A 13,387-nucleotide genomic window follows, 5' to 3' on the forward strand; every position below is an offset into this window, starting at 1 on the left:
GATGCTTGTCGATGCGACGTTGATCGCCGCCGCCTTCGTGGCGGGCACCCTGAACGCGGTGGCCGGCGGCGGCAGCTTCCTGACGCTGCCGGCCCTGGTGTTCGCGGGCGTGCCGGCCGTGAGCGCCAACGCCACGGGCACGCTCGCGCTGCTGCCCGGCTACCTGTCGGCGGCCTGGGGCTTTCGCGGCGACACCCAACCGCCGCCCGGGCTGTCCATGCGGGCGCTGGTGCTGCTCTCGCTGCTGGGCGGCAGCACGGGCGCCGCGCTGCTGCTGATCACGCCCGATCACACCTTCCGCCGCGTCGTGCCGTGGCTGCTGTTGCTGGCCACGCTGCTGTTCGTGCTGGCGCCGCGCCTCACGGCCTCGCGGCAGGCGGGCGCGCGCAGTCCGGCGGTCGCGAGGGTCTCGGTGCTCGCCGTCACGGTCTATGGCGGCTACTTCAACGGCGGGCTGGGCATCCTGCTGCTGGCGCTGTTCGGCCTGCTCGGACAGACCCGCCTGCTGGCCGCCAACGGCCTCAAGAACCAGGTGTCGGCGCTGCTCACGCTGATCGCGGTCGCCCTCTATGCCTGGGGCGGCCTCATCGCCTGGCGCGAGGCCGCGATCATGGCGGGCGCCGCACTGCTCGGCGGCTACCTGGGCGCACGCGGCGCGCGACGCCTGCCGCCGGCCTGGCTGCGCGCGGGCATCGTCGCCACGGGGCTGACGATGAGCCTGCTGTTCTTTCTTCGCTCCTCGTGAAGGCCCGATGGACGCTGGCGTGTCGGGTGGCGATGCGCCCACGCGTTCACACACCGATGCGCTTGAAGGTGTTCGACCGCAGCAGCCCGATGAAGGCCTGGCTCGCGCGGCTGGCACGGTAGGTCGTCCCGAAAGCCAGGCAGGCACGGAACATGAGCGCCGGTTCGAAAGGCACGCTGGCCAGGCCCTGGTTATGGAACTTGTGCGCCACGATGGGATTCGTGATCGCGATGCCCGCGCCGGCCAGTGCCAGTTCGCATTGCGTGAGGCTGTAGGGCGTGCTGATCGCGGGCTGCCAAGGCACGCCGGCGTCGACGAAGCTGCGCCTCATCTCGGCGCATGCGGGGGCCGGCGGAGAAAGCGCGATGACGGCTTCGCCCGCCAGATCGGCCGGGACCAGAACCGCCCGCCGCGCCAGGCGATGGCTGACCGGCATGACGCAGACGGCGGGCACCTCGTAGAAGCTCGAGGCCGTCAGCCCGGCCAGGTCGACCTCGTCGCTGAGCACCGCGAAGTCCGCCTTCCCCGCCAACAGCGCGTCGCGAATGCTGCGCGAGCTCTCCACCATCAAGGTGAGGCGGATGGTGGGAAAGCTCTGCCTGAACTGTCCCACCGCTTCCGGCAGCACCGCGGTGGCCAGCGCATGCAGGCATGCCACCGTCAGTTCGCCCTTCGCCGGCGAGCGCAATGCGTCCAGGCGCGCGCCGACGCGCTCCATGGCGCCGAACACCTCGTCGATGTCGTCCACCAGAGCCTGCGCGGCCGCCGTCGCGGCAACGCGGCCATGACGCCGGGTGAGCAGCTCGACACCGCAGTCGCGCTGCAGCTGCGACAGCGTCTGCGTCACCGATGGCTGGCTGACGTGCAGCGCCTGCGCCGCCCGGCTCAGCGAGCCCAGTTGCACCACGGCCCGCAGCACTTCGAGCTGGCGCAACGTCGGTGTCCAGTCGGGGGCCGGGGCGGAAGGGGTCTGACGGGTCATAAGGCCAACTTATATACCCTAAGGCCCGCTGGCTGGCCGCGCTGCGGTGCGCTGCCTAGACTGCCCGCATGCCTTTTCCCGCCCCCCAAGACTTGCAGCCCGCGCATCGCAGCGGCTTGCGCTGGAACCCCGCTCTCGAGGGGCTGCGCTGCCTCTCGTGCGGAACGCTCTATCCCGTCTCGCTGCGCCACGATGGCTGCGCGAAGTGCGCCGCCGACGGCCGCCATGTGAGCCTGGCCGCTTCGTATGCGGGCGCTCCTGGCCAGGGCATCTCGCTGCCCTTTCTCGGTTTCGCGCAGCAGACACTGGCCGGGACCTCGCGCTCGCTGCCGGCGTTCGCCCAGGCCCTGGGTGTCGCGCAGCTCACGGTGCACGACGAAAGCGGCAATCCCTCGGGCTCGCACAAGGACCGCATGTCGGCCTTCGGCGTGGCGCACGCGCTGCTGGCCGGCGCCGACACGCTGGCGCTGGCCTCGAGCGGCAACGCGGCCCTCTCCGCAGCGGTCTACGCGCGCGCCGCCGGCCTGCGCTGCGAAGTCGCGACATACGCCGACATGCCGCCGTCCTATGTCGACGCGCTGCAAACCCAGGGGGCCGTGCGCTTCGTCTTCCCGGACAACCAGGGACGCTGGGACCACGTGGCCCGCCGCGCCGGTGACACGGGCGTCCTGCCGTTGACCAACTATCACCTGCCCGCCTTGGGCGGCGCACCGCTTGCCATCGAGGGCTACAAGACGATCGCGGCCGAAATGGCTGCCTGGAGCGCGTTGCCGGACCACATCGTGGTGCCGACGGCACGCGGCGATCTGCTCTGGGGGATCTATCGCGGCCTGTCGGAACTGCACGCCGCGGGGCGCATCCGGGCCATGCCGCAGCTGTGGGCCGTGGAGCCGTTTCCCCGCCTCTCCCTGGTCTTGAACGGGGCCTCGCTGCACGCCTCCCACCCGGGCCAGACCGTCCAGTTCTCGACCGCCGGCGCCACGACCACGTGGCTGCAGCATCAGGCCGTCACCACAACGGGTGGCGGCGCGGTGGCGATCGACGACGCGACGGCCCGGCGGGCCAGGGTCAGCTGGCAGGCCGTGGGCAGCCAGCCCGAGCTTTGCGCGGCCGCGACCCTGGCCGCCGCGCAGCAACTCGTCGCCACGCAGCGCATCGCCCCGTCCTCGCACGTGTGCCTTGTGCTGACCGCCAATGCCACGCGCGACCCGGCGTGGCCGGACCCGGCCACCACCCCTTCCTTGTTCGAACCCTCCCACGGAGTCCCCGCATGACGCTGCATCCTTCCCGACGCCAGGCCGTCCTTGCGCTGCTTGCCGCCGGCCTCGCAGGCCCGGCGAGCGCCCAGGCCGCGCCGATCAAGATCGTGGTGCCCTGGGCGCCGGGCGGCAGCACCGACGCCATCGCACGGGTGCTGGCGCAGCGGCTGTCGGAAACCATGGGCCGCACCGTGCTCGTCGACAACAGGCCGGGCGCGGCCGGGCAGATCGGCACCGATTCGGTCGCCAAAGCGCCCCCCGACGGGAACAGCCTGTTGATCGTGGAGTTGCCGCACGCCATCGCACCCGCGGTGACGGCGAAGCTTCCCTATGACCTCCTGCGCGACTTCGCACCCGTCACGCTGCTGGGCACGACGCCCCTCGTTCTCTTCACCAGTGCCGATTCCGGGGCGCCCACCGACTTCGCGAGTTTCGTGGCACGCGCCAGGAGCGAGCCGCCGCTCGCGCTGGCCCACAGCGGGGCCGGGACCATCAGCCACCTGTCGTCCGAGTTGCTCGCCGCGCGCAGCGGATTGAAGTTCACCCTCGTGCCCTACAAGGGCTCCGCGCCGGCGCTGGTCGATGTCGCCGGCGGCATCGTCGCCGGGCACTTCTCGTCGCTGGCAGCCGGTGCGTCGCTCTACCAATCGGGCAAGCTGCGCGCCCTCGCCGTCACGTCCGCGAGCCGCATCCCCCTGCTGGCGAACGTGCCCACGCTGAAGGAACTCGGTGTGCGCGAAATGGAGATCGACCAGTGGTGGGCCCTGGTGGCGCCGGCGCAGGCCAGCGCGGACATGCTGGAGAAGCTGCGCTTGCAGGTCTCAGCGGTCATGGCCAACCCCGGTGTGAAGGACAAGCTTTCGTCGCTGGGCATCGTGCTGCGCTTTTCATCGTCCCGGCCCGAGCTGGCCGAGTTCATGCAGGGCGAAGTTCGACGCTGGGGCGCCGTCGCGCGCGGGCTCGCCTTGAAGCCGGAATAGGCTGGCGGGCCACTCGGTATCCGGGCCACGGCCCGCGGGTTGCCGGCGGCTTCGACTACCTCCTCTAGACCCACATGCCCGCCTACCGCGAGTTCGCCGGCACCGTGCTGTGGCAGCTGCCCGGCATGCGCGAGACGCGGACCTATGCGGTGATGGAAGAGGTCAAGAGCAGCGCGCGCCTGCCGCTGGGGGTCTGACTGTTGCAGCCCGAGGGCTGCATCGTCGACACCTATTGAAACATTTCCATTGTTTACCCAGAATGCTCCGCCATATCAACACAACGGAGCGAGGGAATGTTCAAACGCATTGGATCGGCGGTCGTCCTGGTTGCAACCTTGTTGCTGGGCGCCTGCGTGGGACCGGTACCGAAGATCGACGCGCCGCTCGAACGCTTGGTGGAAATCAAATCGATCGCCGTGGTCAAGGTGCCTGAGCCCAAGACCTACACGGTGTTCAACATGGGCCATCCCGGCATGGCCTTCGGCCTGATCGGCGGGCTGGTCGCCGCGGCGGACCAATCCAGCAAGCAGGACACGCTGTCGGCGGCCTACAAGGCACAGGGCACGGCGATCAACACCCTGCTGGTGAAGCAGCTTGTCGCACGCCTCGAGACACAGGGATATGCCGTCACCGAACAGGACGCACCGTGGGTGGAAGCCAATGGCGGCTACACGCTCGCGTTCGACAAGCTCGAAAGCCCCGCGGACGCGATCCTCGTCGTGTCCCCGACGATCGTCGGCTTCGTCTCGCCGCCTCGGGTGAGCGTCTACCTGCCGACGATCACCTCGGTCGCGGTCCTGCTGGGCAAGGACAAGACGAAGCCAATCTACCGCGGCTACCACTCGGCCGGCTGGAAGCCTCTCGCCGAAGGGTGGCGCAATACAGAAGCGAAGACAACCTTTCCCGACTTCGCAGCACTGATGGCAGACACCAAGGTCAGCGCTGGCGGCCTCGAGAAGAGCGCATCGGACATCGCCGACCTGGTGGTCCAGGATCTGAAGCGCGCCCAGAAGACAGCCGCCGCCCCCTGACCACCTACACGGGCGTCTTCACCCGCCCGCCGAAGATCGCCGTACCGACCCGCACCATCGTGCTGCCGGCACTGACCGCCGCTTCGAGGTCGGCGCTCATGCCCAGCGAGAGCGTGTCCAGCGCGATGCCCGCCGCGCGGATCGATTCGAACACCGCATGGGCGCGCAGGCACAGTTCGCGCTGCGCCGCGAAATCCGCCGCCGGTTCGGGGATCGCCATGAGCCCGCGCAGCGTCAGTTGTGGCAAGGCCGCCACAGCGCGTGCCAGCGCCAGGGCTTCTTCCGGCGGCACGCCGGACTTGTTCGCGCCGCCGTCCACGTTGACCTGCAGGCACACCTGCAGCGGCGGCAGATGGGCCGGCCGTTGGGCCGACAGGCGCTCGGCGATCTTCAGGCGGTCGATGCTGTGGACCCAGTCGAACTGCTCGGCCACGGGCCGCGTCTTGTTGCTCTGCAGAGGGCCGATGCAGTGCCATTCGAGCCCCGCGCGCAGGTCGGCCAGCGCAGCGATCTTGTCCAGGCCCTCCTGCACGTAGTTCTCGCCGAACGCCGCCTGGCCGGCCGCGTGCGCCTCGCGCACCGCCTCCGGCCCGAAGGTCTTGGACACCGCCAGCAGGCGCACCGCCGACGGGTCGCGCCCGGCGTCTGCACAGGCCTTGTCGATCCGGGCCCTTACTTGCTGGAGGTCGTCGCCAATCATCGTCATAATCTTCCGAATTCGTATCAAAACGTCACTAAAGCCTGCCTGAGGAGCCCCGTGGACATCACCCAACTGCTGGCGTTCAGCGTCAAGAACAAAGCCTCCGACCTGCACCTGTCGGCCGGCCTGCCGCCGATGATCCGCGTGAACGGCGACGTGCGCCGCATCAACGTCGATGCACTGGACCACAAGGCGGTGCATGCCATGGTGTACGACATCATGAGCGACACGCACCGCAAGCACTACGAAGAGTTCCTGGAGGTCGACTTCTCGTTCGAGATCGACGGCCTCGCGCGCTTTCGCGTGAACGCCTTCAACCAGGCACGCGGCGCGGCGGCGGTGTTTCGGACCATTCCCTCGAAGATCCTCACGCTCGAGCAGCTCAACGCCCCGAAGATTTTCGGCGAACTCGCGCTCAAGCCGCGCGGGCTGGTGCTGGTGACGGGCCCCACGGGCTCGGGCAAGTCGACCACGCTGGCGGCGATGGTGAACTACCTCAACGAGAACGAGTACGGCCACATCCTCACGGTGGAAGACCCGATCGAGTTCGTGCACGAATCGAAGAAGTGCCTGATCAACCAGCGCGAAGTGGGGCCGATGACGCTGTCGTTCTCGAACGCACTGCGCTCCGCGCTGCGCGAAGACCCGGACGCGATCCTGGTGGGCGAGTTGCGCGACCTTGAAACCATTCGCCTGGCGATGACCGCGGCCGAAACCGGCCACCTGGTGTTCGGCACGCTGCACACCTCGTCGGCCGCCAAGACCATCGACCGGATCATCGACGTGTTCCCGGGCGAAGAGAAAGAAATGATCCGCGCGATGCTGTCGGAGTCTTTGCAGGCCGTGATCTCGCAGACGCTGTGCAAGACCAAGGACGGCCAGGGCCGCGTGGCGGCGCACGAGATCATGCTGGGCACGCCGGCCATCCGCAACCTGATCCGCGAGGCCAAGGTCGCGCAGATGTACTCCACCATCCAGACCGGCCAGGGCTCGGGCATGCAGACGCTCGACCAGAACCTGACAGAGCTGGTGCGCCGCAATACGATCTCTGCTGCCGAAGCGCGCGGCAAGGCCAAGATCCCAGAAAACTTCCCCGGCTGATTCGAACAGCCACCCGGAGCACAGACATCATGGAACGCGATCAAGCCAGCCAGTTCATCAACGACCTGCTCAAGCTCATGGTGAGCCGCAACGGCAGCGACCTGTTCATCACCGCCGACTTCCCGCCGGCCATCAAGGTCGACGGCAAGGTCACCAAGGTGTCGCAACAGGCGCTGGGCGCACAGCACACGCTGGCGCTCACTCGCTCGATCATGAACGACCGCCAGACGGCCGAGTTCGAGCGCACCAAGGAGTGCAACTTCGCGATCTCGCCGACCGGCATCGGGCGCTTTCGCGTGAACGCGTTCGTGCAGCAGGGCAAGGTCGGCATGGTGCTGCGGACCATTCCCGCCAAGCTGCCGACCATCGACGGGCTGGGCATGCCGCAGGTGCTCAAGGACGTGGCGATGACCAAGCGCGGCCTCACCATCCTCGTGGGCGCCACGGGCTCGGGCAAGTCGACCACGCTGGCCGCGATGATCGACTGGCGCAACGAGAACTCCTACGGCCACATCGTCACGGTGGAAGACCCGGTCGAGTTCGTGCACCCGCACAAGAACTGCGTGGTGACGCAGCGCGAAGTGGGCATCGACACCGACAGCTGGGAAGCGGCGCTGAAGAACACGCTGCGCCAGGCGCCCGACGTGATCCTGATGGGCGAAATCCGCGACCGCGAGACCATGGAGCACGCCGTGGCCTTTGCCGAGACCGGCCACCTGTGCATGGCCACGCTGCACGCCAACAGCGCCAACCAGGCGCTGGACCGCATCATCAACTTCTTCCCCGAAGAGCGCCGCGCGCAGCTGCTCATGGACCTGTCGCTGAACCTGCGCTCGCTGGTGTCGCAGCGGCTGGTGCCTACCGAGGACGGCCAGGGCCGCGTGGCGGCGGTCGAGATCCTGCTGAACACGCCGCTGATCTCCGACCTGATCTTCAAGGGCGAGGTGGGTGAGATCAAGGAGATCATGAAGAAGAGCCGCAACCTGGGCATGCAGACCTTCGACCAGGCGCTGTTCGACCTGTTCGAGGGCAACGCGATCAACTTCGAAGAAGCAATCCGCAACGCCGACTCGGCCAACGACCTGCGCCTGCAGATCAAGCTCAACAGCCAGCGCGCGCGCAGCACCGACCTGGCGGCCGGCACCGAGCACTTCGCGATCGTCTGAGGCCGCCCCGCCGGCGCACCGCGGGGCGCGCCGGCCTTGTTTCTTTCTTTGGCTTTAAGCTGTCGGCCATGAGCAGCATCAACCCCCGCACCTACGAATCCGTTCCCGCCCAGACGGTGGCCTTCCTCGGCCTCGGCGTCATGGGCGGGCCCATGGCCGGGCACCTGGCCAAGGCCGGCCACACGGTCACGGTCTACAACCGCACGCCCGCCAAGTCGCAGGCCTGGGTCGCCGAGTTCGGCGCGCCCGGCCGCCACGCCCCCACGCCGCGCGAAGCCGCGGCTGGCGCGGACATCGTGTTCTGCTGCGTCGGCAACGACGACGACCTGCGCTCGGTGGTGCTGGGCGACGACGGCGCCCTGGCCGGCATGAAGCCCGGCGCCGTACTCGTCGACCACACCACGGCCTCGGCCGACGTGGCGCGCGAGCTGTCGAAGGCGGCGCTGGCGCGCGGCCTGCACTTCATCGACGCGCCCGTGTCGGGCGGCCAGGCGGGCGCGCAGAACGGCGCACTCACCGTCATGTGCGGCGGCGACGCGACCGTGTTCGAGCGCATCAAGCCGGTCGCGATGGCCTTCTCGCGCGCGGTCACGCTGCTGGGCGAGAGCGGCGCAGGCCAGCTCGCGAAGATGGTCAACCAGATCGCCATCGCAGGGCTGGTGCAGGGCCTGTCGGAGGCCATCGCCTTCGGCCAGCGCGCCGGCCTCGACATGGAAGCCGTGCTGGGCGTCATCGGCAAGGGCGCGGCCCAGAGCTGGCAGATGGACAACCGCGGCAAGACCATGATCGCCGGCAAGTTCGACTACGGCTTTGCCGTCGACTGGATGCGCAAGGACCTGGGCCTGGTGCTCGACGAAGCCAAGCGCAACGGCGCGCGCGTGCCGGTGACGGCGCTGGTCGACCAGTTCTATGCCGACGTGCAGCAGGCCGGCGGCAGGCGATGGGACACATCGAGCCTGATCACCAGGCTCAAATGAAAAAAGCCCGCGGAAGCGGGCTTTTCTGTTTCAGCGGACCGGCGCGGTGGTCGCACCACCGGACGGCGCCGGCAGCGGCTCCATCGGCGGCAGCGGCACACGCGAACCCGAGGCAGCACCCGGCGTCGACGGCGTCGCGTTGCTCACCGGTGCCGGGCCCGTGCCGCCACGCTGTGCCGCGGCCTGGTTGGCCGCCTGGCTCGCGGCGAGGTCGGCCTCGCTCACCACCTCGACCACGCGCACCACCTTCGCCACGCCCGTCACGCCGCGTGTGATCTCGGTGGCGCGGTCGGTCTCGCGCCGCGTGGCGATGCCCATCAGGTAGACCGTGCCGCGCTCGGTCACGACCTTGAAGGAGTTGGCGAAGATGTCCTTGGCGTCGAGCAGCGAGGCCTTCACCTTGCCGGTGACGTACAGGTCGTTCGAACGGTCCTGGAAGGTGCTCGGGGCGCCGATGGTGAGCTCGTTCACCACCGAGCGCACGTTGACGACGCGGCTCACCTCGTCCTCGACGCGGCGGCGGTCGGCGTCGTTGCCGACGGCACCGGTCAGCAGCACCTGGCGGTTGAAGCTGGTGACGCTCACGTACATGTTGTCGTTGGCGATGTCGCGCACGCGGGCCGCAGCACGCAGCTCGATGCCCTGGTCGTCCAACTGGGCGCCCGAGCTGCGGCGGTCGGTCGCCACCATGCCCACGCCCACCACCGCGGCGCCGCCCACGACGAGCGGCACGCAGGCGGACAGGCCGCCCACCAGAGCGGCGCCGAGGGTGAGCGCCAGAGCGAAACGTTGGGTCGAGGCCTTGGTCAGGGTCGTCATGGTCATGAGGAAACTTCCTGTTCTCCGAGTAACTGGGCATCCACGCCGTCGCACAGGCAATGCAGCGCGAGCAGGTGGATTTCGTGAATGCGTGCCGCACGCTCGTGCGGCACGCTGATCTGGACGTCGGTTTCGCGCAGCGCGCGGCCGATGGTGCCACCTGTGCCGCCCGTGCCGCCGACGCCCGGCGCTGCCGTTGCCAGCCCCGTGGCCGCGTTGCCGAGCAGCGCCACCACCGTCATGTCGCGCTCATGCGCGGCGAGCACGGCAGCGAGCACCGCAGACGAATGCCCGCTGGCGCTGAGCACCAGCAGCACGTCGCCGGCCTGGCCCAGCGCGCGCACCTGGCGCGCGAAGCGGTCGGCATCGGCGGCCTGCGGGCTGTCGGCCGCCGGGTCGGTGGTGTCGCCGGGCAGCGCGATGGCGCCCAGCTCGGGCCGCTCGCGTTCGAAGCGGCCCACGAAATTCGAGGCGAACTGCGCGGCCAGCAAGCCCGACACGCCGGCGCCGCAGGCCAGCACCTTGCCGCCGCTGGTCACGCAGGCCAGCAGGGCCTGCATCGCTTGAGAGATGGGTTTGCTGAGGACCGGGCCGGTCTGGTATTTGAGGTCGGCACTGTCAATGAAGTGCTGCTGAATCCGTTGCTCGAGCATGGGGCGCGATGATAACTGGGGGTCGTGAAACAAGACGTTTGAGTGGTGGAGCCTTCAGCAAGGCTTCAGTTCCCTGGCGGGTGCGTCAGCCGGCGTCGAAGGCGGCTTTCAGCCAGGTGATTTTCTCCTCGATCAGCACCACATCGAAACGGCACGGCGGCAATGCGCGCAACCGGCCTAGGTAGTGCCGCGCGGCCAGCACGATGCGTCGCTGCTTGCCCGCCGTGATGCTGCCGCCCGCACCGCCGTGCGAGGCCGCGCTGCGCTGCCGCACTTCGACGAACACCAGCGTGCCGTCGCGCGGATCGCGCATGATCAGGTCGACCTCGCCGCCGCCGCGCCCCGGCGTTCGATAATTGCGCGCGACCGGCACGAGGCCGGCCCGGCGCAGGTGGTCGAGCGCGGCGTCTTCCGCCGCATCGCCGCGATGCTTCGTCGTCGTGGTGCTTGTCGTCATGGCTCCCTGCCCTGTTTTTTGTTTTCGCTGCCCTACGGAGAAACCCCTTGGCTTCACTCGCCCCTGCTTCCTTCGGCGCGGCCCTGCCGGCCGCGCACGACGCCGCGGGCGCGCAGCATTATCCGCAGGGCACGCTCTACGTCGTCGCCACGCCGATCGGCAACCTGGCCGACATCACGCTGCGCGCGCTGCATGTGCTGCAACTGGTGGACGTGATCGCCTGCGAGGACACGCGCCACACACAGACGCTGCTGCGCGCCTACGGCATCGACCGCCCCGGCGCACGGCTGCTGGCGGTGCACCAGCACAACGAGGCCGAGGCCGCACAGGCCGTGGTCGCGCGGCTCGCGCAGGGCGAGCGCATCGCCTACGTGAGCGACGCCGGCACGCCCGGCGTGAGCGACCCCGGCGCGCGCCTGGCCGCCGCCGTGCGCGCGGCCGGCCAGCGCGTGCTGCCGCTGCCGGGTGCCAGCAGCGTCGTCACGCTCGTGAGCGCGGCGGGGCTGGTGGCCGACGGCGGCGAGAACAACGCACACAACAGCAGCGCCTTCGTGTTCGCGGGTTTCCTGCCGAGCAAGGCCGGCGAGCGCGACTCCGCCGTGCAGGCCCTCGCGCAGGAGCCGCGCGCCGTGGTGTTGCTCGAAGCGCCGCACCGCATCGAAAGCCTGGCCCGCGCCCTGGCCGTGCTGGGCGAGCGCCGCATCACCGTGGGCCGCGAACTCACCAAGCAGTTCGAAGAGATCGCCACCGTGGCCGCCAGCGCGCTGCCCGACTGGTTCGGCGCCGACCGCGACCGCACGCGCGGCGAGTTCGCATTGGTGCTGCACCCCGTGGCGGTGAGCGGCGACGGCGGCGCGGAAGGCGAACGCGTGCTGCGCCTGCTGCTGGCGGAACTGCCGGTGAAGACGGCCGTGAAGCTGGCCGCCGAGATCAGCGGTGCGCCGCGCAACACGTTGTACGAGCTGGCGCTGCGCATCCGCAACGGCGCGGAAGGCGAGTAGGCCGGCCGCGGCTACGCGCCGGGCCCAGGTTCCGACAGGAATTCCGGCGGCACGCACGCGGTCAGCCAGACCCCGTTCTCGGCGAGATGAAACGCGTGGCCGAGCGCATGCATGCGGCCGGTGTCCACCCGCAGCACGAGCGCCTTGCCGTGGCGCCGCCCCACCTGCACCGCCGTGGCCTCGTCGGCGGACAGGTGCACATGCTGCCGCGCACCCGGCAACAGACCCTGCACGCGGATGGCCGCCAGAAAGCGCGTCGCGGTGCCGTGGAACAGCAATGCCGGCGGCGTCACCGCCTCGAAGCTGCGGCTGACCTGCGCCGTGGAGTGCCCTTGCAGCGCGCGGATGCGCAGCCCGTCGCCGGACAGCTCGTAGCGCTTCTTCATCCCCGAATCGACGGCGCGCACGACGTCCGGCCGGGTCAGGTCGCGGCCAGACGCCACAGCGCCCGCGACGAGATCGTCGATGCCGGCCCACCCCTCTGCATCGAGGCGCAGGCCGACGGATTCCGGCGCATGCCGCAGCACGTAGGCGATGAACTTGCTCGCGTCTTCGGGTGTCATGGCGCCTTCCGGCCGGAGGATTGAAGGGCCGCCTGCCAATGGTCGGCATGGGCCAGCAATGCGTCCTTGAGGCGCTGCTCGTGCGGCGTGGGCGGCCGGTCGGCCGCATGGAACACGTGGTACTCGAGCGGCGGATAGCCCTGCAATGGAATGGCGACCAGTTCCCGAGGAATGCGGCAGCAGGCGTTCACCACCGCAAGGCCGAAACCCAGTTGGGCGAAACGCAGCATCAACTCCCAGCCGTTGGCTTCGAGCGAGGGCTGCCAGGGCACCGACTCGGCCTGCAGCAGCCGGCCGAGCAGTTCGCGGTGCGGCCTGCCGGCGGGCGGCACGATCAGGTGCGCGCCCTTCAGGTCCCGCAGGCGCACCGACTTGCGCCCGGCCAGCGCGTGCGTGCGGGGCACGACCAGCACCTGCCCCACGGACGTCAGGCGCCGCGCCTGCAGGTCCGCGGGCACCGTGCCGAGCGGCGCGATGCCCAGCTGCGCCTGCCCGGCCCGCACCGCCTGGACCGCTTCGTCGCGGTTGCGCGTGAGCAGTTGCAGGTGCGGCGATGCGCCCGGCCCCGAGAACTGCGACAGCGCCTTGCCCAGCAGATAGAGGTACGCGCCCTCGCCAGCCGCCAGCGTGACCACCGGCGTGTCCTGCCCCATGGCCAGCCCCTTGACGAAACGCCGGTTGAGCGTCAGCAGCTCCCGCGCATGCCGCGCGACCTGCTCGCCGGCCTGCGTGAGCTGCAGCGCGCTGCCCACCCGCACGTACAGCGTTGCATCGAGCTGCTCGGACAGCTTGCGCACCTTCGCGTGCAAAGCGGGCTGGCTGATGTGCAGCAGTCGCGCCGATTCGCTGAAGTTCAACGTGTCGGCAAACACGGCGAAGGACTGCAGCGCGTCGAGGTTGGTGCGGGGGATGTCCATCTATCCATTTTATGGATAGCTCATCCAATATCAGTA

The 13,387-nt window shown here is 69.5% G+C and carries 15 protein-coding genes and 1 pseudogene; 9 read left to right on the forward strand and 7 right to left on the reverse strand.

Going from position 1 to position 13,387, the window contains the following annotated elements:
• Position 1 precedes the first annotated feature (1 nt).
• Entirely contained in the window at positions 2-745 is a 744-nt protein-coding gene (locus tag AC3WQM_RS26635; RefSeq protein WP_489062100.1) for a sulfite exporter TauE/SafE family protein, read from the forward strand.
• Between the two features lie 46 nt (positions 746-791).
• Here AC3WQM_RS26635 and AC3WQM_RS26640 read toward each other — a convergent pair whose 3' ends face one another.
• Entirely contained in the window at positions 792-1,679 is an 888-nt protein-coding gene (locus AC3WQM_RS26640) for a LysR substrate-binding domain-containing protein (RefSeq protein WP_492682975.1), read from the reverse strand.
• A 116-nt stretch (positions 1,680-1,795) separates the two neighbouring features.
• On the opposite strand from AC3WQM_RS26640, the gene AC3WQM_RS26645 reads away from it, so the two are divergent.
• The 4 genes and pseudogenes from AC3WQM_RS26645 to AC3WQM_RS26660 all read left to right on the forward strand — a co-directional run bounded on the left by AC3WQM_RS26645 (position 1,796) and on the right by AC3WQM_RS26660 (position 4,997).
• Positions 1,796-3,001, forward strand: a complete 1,206-nt coding sequence (locus tag AC3WQM_RS26645; protein ID WP_492682977.1) for a pyridoxal-phosphate dependent enzyme — start codon at positions 1,796-1,798, stop codon at positions 2,999-3,001.
• Positions 2,998-3,966 (forward strand): tripartite tricarboxylate transporter substrate-binding protein, encoded by a 969-nt coding sequence (locus tag AC3WQM_RS26650; RefSeq protein WP_492682979.1) that lies wholly within the window; start codon positions 2,998-3,000, stop codon positions 3,964-3,966. The genes AC3WQM_RS26645 and AC3WQM_RS26650 overlap by 4 nt, the downstream gene beginning before the upstream one ends.
• Positions 3,967-4,004: 38 nt before the next feature.
• Positions 4,005-4,163, forward strand: a pseudogene (locus AC3WQM_RS26655) (Lrp/AsnC ligand binding domain-containing protein); the annotation flags it as partial.
• Between the two features lie 96 nt (positions 4,164-4,259).
• Positions 4,260-4,997 carry a hypothetical protein gene (locus tag AC3WQM_RS26660; RefSeq protein ID WP_492682981.1) on the forward strand — a complete coding sequence of 246 codons (738 nt, stop codon included), beginning with the start codon at positions 4,260-4,262 and terminating at the stop codon, positions 4,995-4,997.
• A 4-nt stretch (positions 4,998-5,001) separates the two neighbouring features.
• Here AC3WQM_RS26660 and AC3WQM_RS26665 read toward each other — a convergent pair whose 3' ends face one another.
• Positions 5,002-5,703, reverse strand: a complete 702-nt coding sequence (locus AC3WQM_RS26665) for a YggS family pyridoxal phosphate-dependent enzyme (protein WP_492682983.1) — start codon at positions 5,701-5,703, stop codon at positions 5,002-5,004.
• 51 nt (positions 5,704-5,754) lie between these two features.
• Here AC3WQM_RS26665 and AC3WQM_RS26670 point away from each other — a divergent pair, with 51 nt between their 5' ends.
• The 3 genes from AC3WQM_RS26670 (at position 5,755) to AC3WQM_RS26680 (ending at position 8,941) form a co-directional block, all read left to right on the forward strand.
• The gene (locus AC3WQM_RS26670) at positions 5,755-6,798 is read left to right on the forward strand and encodes a type IV pilus twitching motility protein PilT (protein WP_056576373.1); all 1,044 of its coding nucleotides are present in this window, start codon (positions 5,755-5,757) and stop codon (positions 6,796-6,798) included.
• Positions 6,799-6,827: 29 nt separating this feature from the next.
• Positions 6,828-7,964, forward strand: coding sequence for a PilT/PilU family type 4a pilus ATPase (locus tag AC3WQM_RS26675; protein WP_062482331.1), 1,137 nt, complete (start codon positions 6,828-6,830; stop codon positions 7,962-7,964).
• Between the two features lie 68 nt (positions 7,965-8,032).
• The gene (locus tag AC3WQM_RS26680) at positions 8,033-8,941 is read left to right on the forward strand and encodes an NAD(P)-dependent oxidoreductase (protein WP_492682985.1); all 909 of its coding nucleotides are present in this window, start codon (positions 8,033-8,035) and stop codon (positions 8,939-8,941) included.
• A gap of 30 nt (positions 8,942-8,971) precedes the next feature.
• Here the strand turns inward: AC3WQM_RS26680 and AC3WQM_RS26685 are convergent, their stop codons facing one another.
• The 3 genes from AC3WQM_RS26685 to AC3WQM_RS26695 all read right to left on the reverse strand — a co-directional run bounded on the left by AC3WQM_RS26685 (position 8,972) and on the right by AC3WQM_RS26695 (position 10,870).
• A complete protein-coding gene (locus tag AC3WQM_RS26685) occupies positions 8,972-9,766 on the reverse strand; it encodes a BON domain-containing protein (RefSeq protein ID WP_492682987.1) in 795 nt (264 codons plus the stop codon).
• Entirely contained in the window at positions 9,763-10,413 is a 651-nt protein-coding gene (locus AC3WQM_RS26690; RefSeq protein WP_489062089.1) for an SIS domain-containing protein, read from the reverse strand. The genes AC3WQM_RS26685 and AC3WQM_RS26690 overlap by 4 nt, the downstream gene beginning before the upstream one ends.
• An 85-nt stretch (positions 10,414-10,498) precedes the next feature.
• Positions 10,499-10,870: a YraN family protein gene (locus AC3WQM_RS26695; protein WP_319357700.1), complete on the reverse strand. Its 372-nt coding sequence runs from the start codon at positions 10,868-10,870 to the stop codon at positions 10,499-10,501.
• Between the two features lie 47 nt (positions 10,871-10,917).
• On the opposite strand from AC3WQM_RS26695, the gene rsmI reads away from it, so the two are divergent.
• Positions 10,918-11,871, forward strand: a complete 954-nt coding sequence (rsmI, locus tag AC3WQM_RS26700) for a 16S rRNA (cytidine(1402)-2'-O)-methyltransferase (protein WP_492682989.1) — start codon at positions 10,918-10,920, stop codon at positions 11,869-11,871.
• An 11-nt stretch (positions 11,872-11,882) separates the two neighbouring features.
• On the opposite strand, the gene AC3WQM_RS26705 is transcribed toward rsmI, so the two are convergent.
• Both AC3WQM_RS26705 and AC3WQM_RS26710 read right to left on the reverse strand, forming a co-directional pair.
• Complete coding sequence (locus AC3WQM_RS26705) at positions 11,883-12,434, reverse strand: RNA 2'-phosphotransferase (RefSeq protein WP_492682991.1); 552 nt, start codon at positions 12,432-12,434, stop codon at positions 11,883-11,885.
• Positions 12,431-13,351 (reverse strand): LysR family transcriptional regulator, encoded by a 921-nt coding sequence (locus tag AC3WQM_RS26710; protein WP_492682993.1) that lies wholly within the window; start codon positions 13,349-13,351, stop codon positions 12,431-12,433. Before AC3WQM_RS26710 ends, AC3WQM_RS26705 begins: the two co-directional genes overlap by 4 nt.
• Between the last annotated feature and the right edge of the window lie 36 nt (positions 13,352-13,387).

The organism is Variovorax sp. FW301-JW7, from assembly GCF_058788795.1.

Bases quoted from the DNA above. Each gene is read 5' to 3' on its own strand.
- AC3WQM_RS26685 (WP_492682987.1), bottom strand. From the start codon at position 9,766: ATGACCATGACGACCCTGACCAAGGCCTCGACCCAACGTTTCGCTCTG.
- AC3WQM_RS26710 (WP_492682993.1), bottom strand. From the start codon at position 13,351: ATGGACATCCCCCGCACCAACCTCGACGCGCTGCAGTCCTTCGCCGTG.
- AC3WQM_RS26650 (WP_492682979.1), top strand. From the start codon at position 2,998: ATGACGCTGCATCCTTCCCGACGCCAGGCCGTCCTTGCGCTGCTTGCC.
- AC3WQM_RS26690 (WP_489062089.1), bottom strand. From the start codon at position 10,413: ATGCTCGAGCAACGGATTCAGCAGCACTTCATTGACAGTGCCGACCTC.
- AC3WQM_RS26645 (WP_492682977.1), top strand. From the start codon at position 1,796: ATGCCTTTTCCCGCCCCCCAAGACTTGCAGCCCGCGCATCGCAGCGGC.
- AC3WQM_RS26660 (WP_492682981.1), top strand. From the start codon at position 4,260: ATGTTCAAACGCATTGGATCGGCGGTCGTCCTGGTTGCAACCTTGTTG.
- AC3WQM_RS26705 (WP_492682991.1), bottom strand. From the start codon at position 12,434: ATGACACCCGAAGACGCGAGCAAGTTCATCGCCTACGTGCTGCGGCAT.
- AC3WQM_RS26675 (WP_062482331.1), top strand. From the start codon at position 6,828: ATGGAACGCGATCAAGCCAGCCAGTTCATCAACGACCTGCTCAAGCTC.
- AC3WQM_RS26635 (WP_489062100.1), top strand. From the start codon at position 2: ATGCTTGTCGATGCGACGTTGATCGCCGCCGCCTTCGTGGCGGGCACC.
- AC3WQM_RS26680 (WP_492682985.1), top strand. From the start codon at position 8,033: ATGAGCAGCATCAACCCCCGCACCTACGAATCCGTTCCCGCCCAGACG.
- AC3WQM_RS26665 (WP_492682983.1), bottom strand. From the start codon at position 5,703: ATGACGATGATTGGCGACGACCTCCAGCAAGTAAGGGCCCGGATCGAC.
- AC3WQM_RS26695 (WP_319357700.1), bottom strand. From the start codon at position 10,870: ATGACGACAAGCACCACGACGACGAAGCATCGCGGCGATGCGGCGGAA.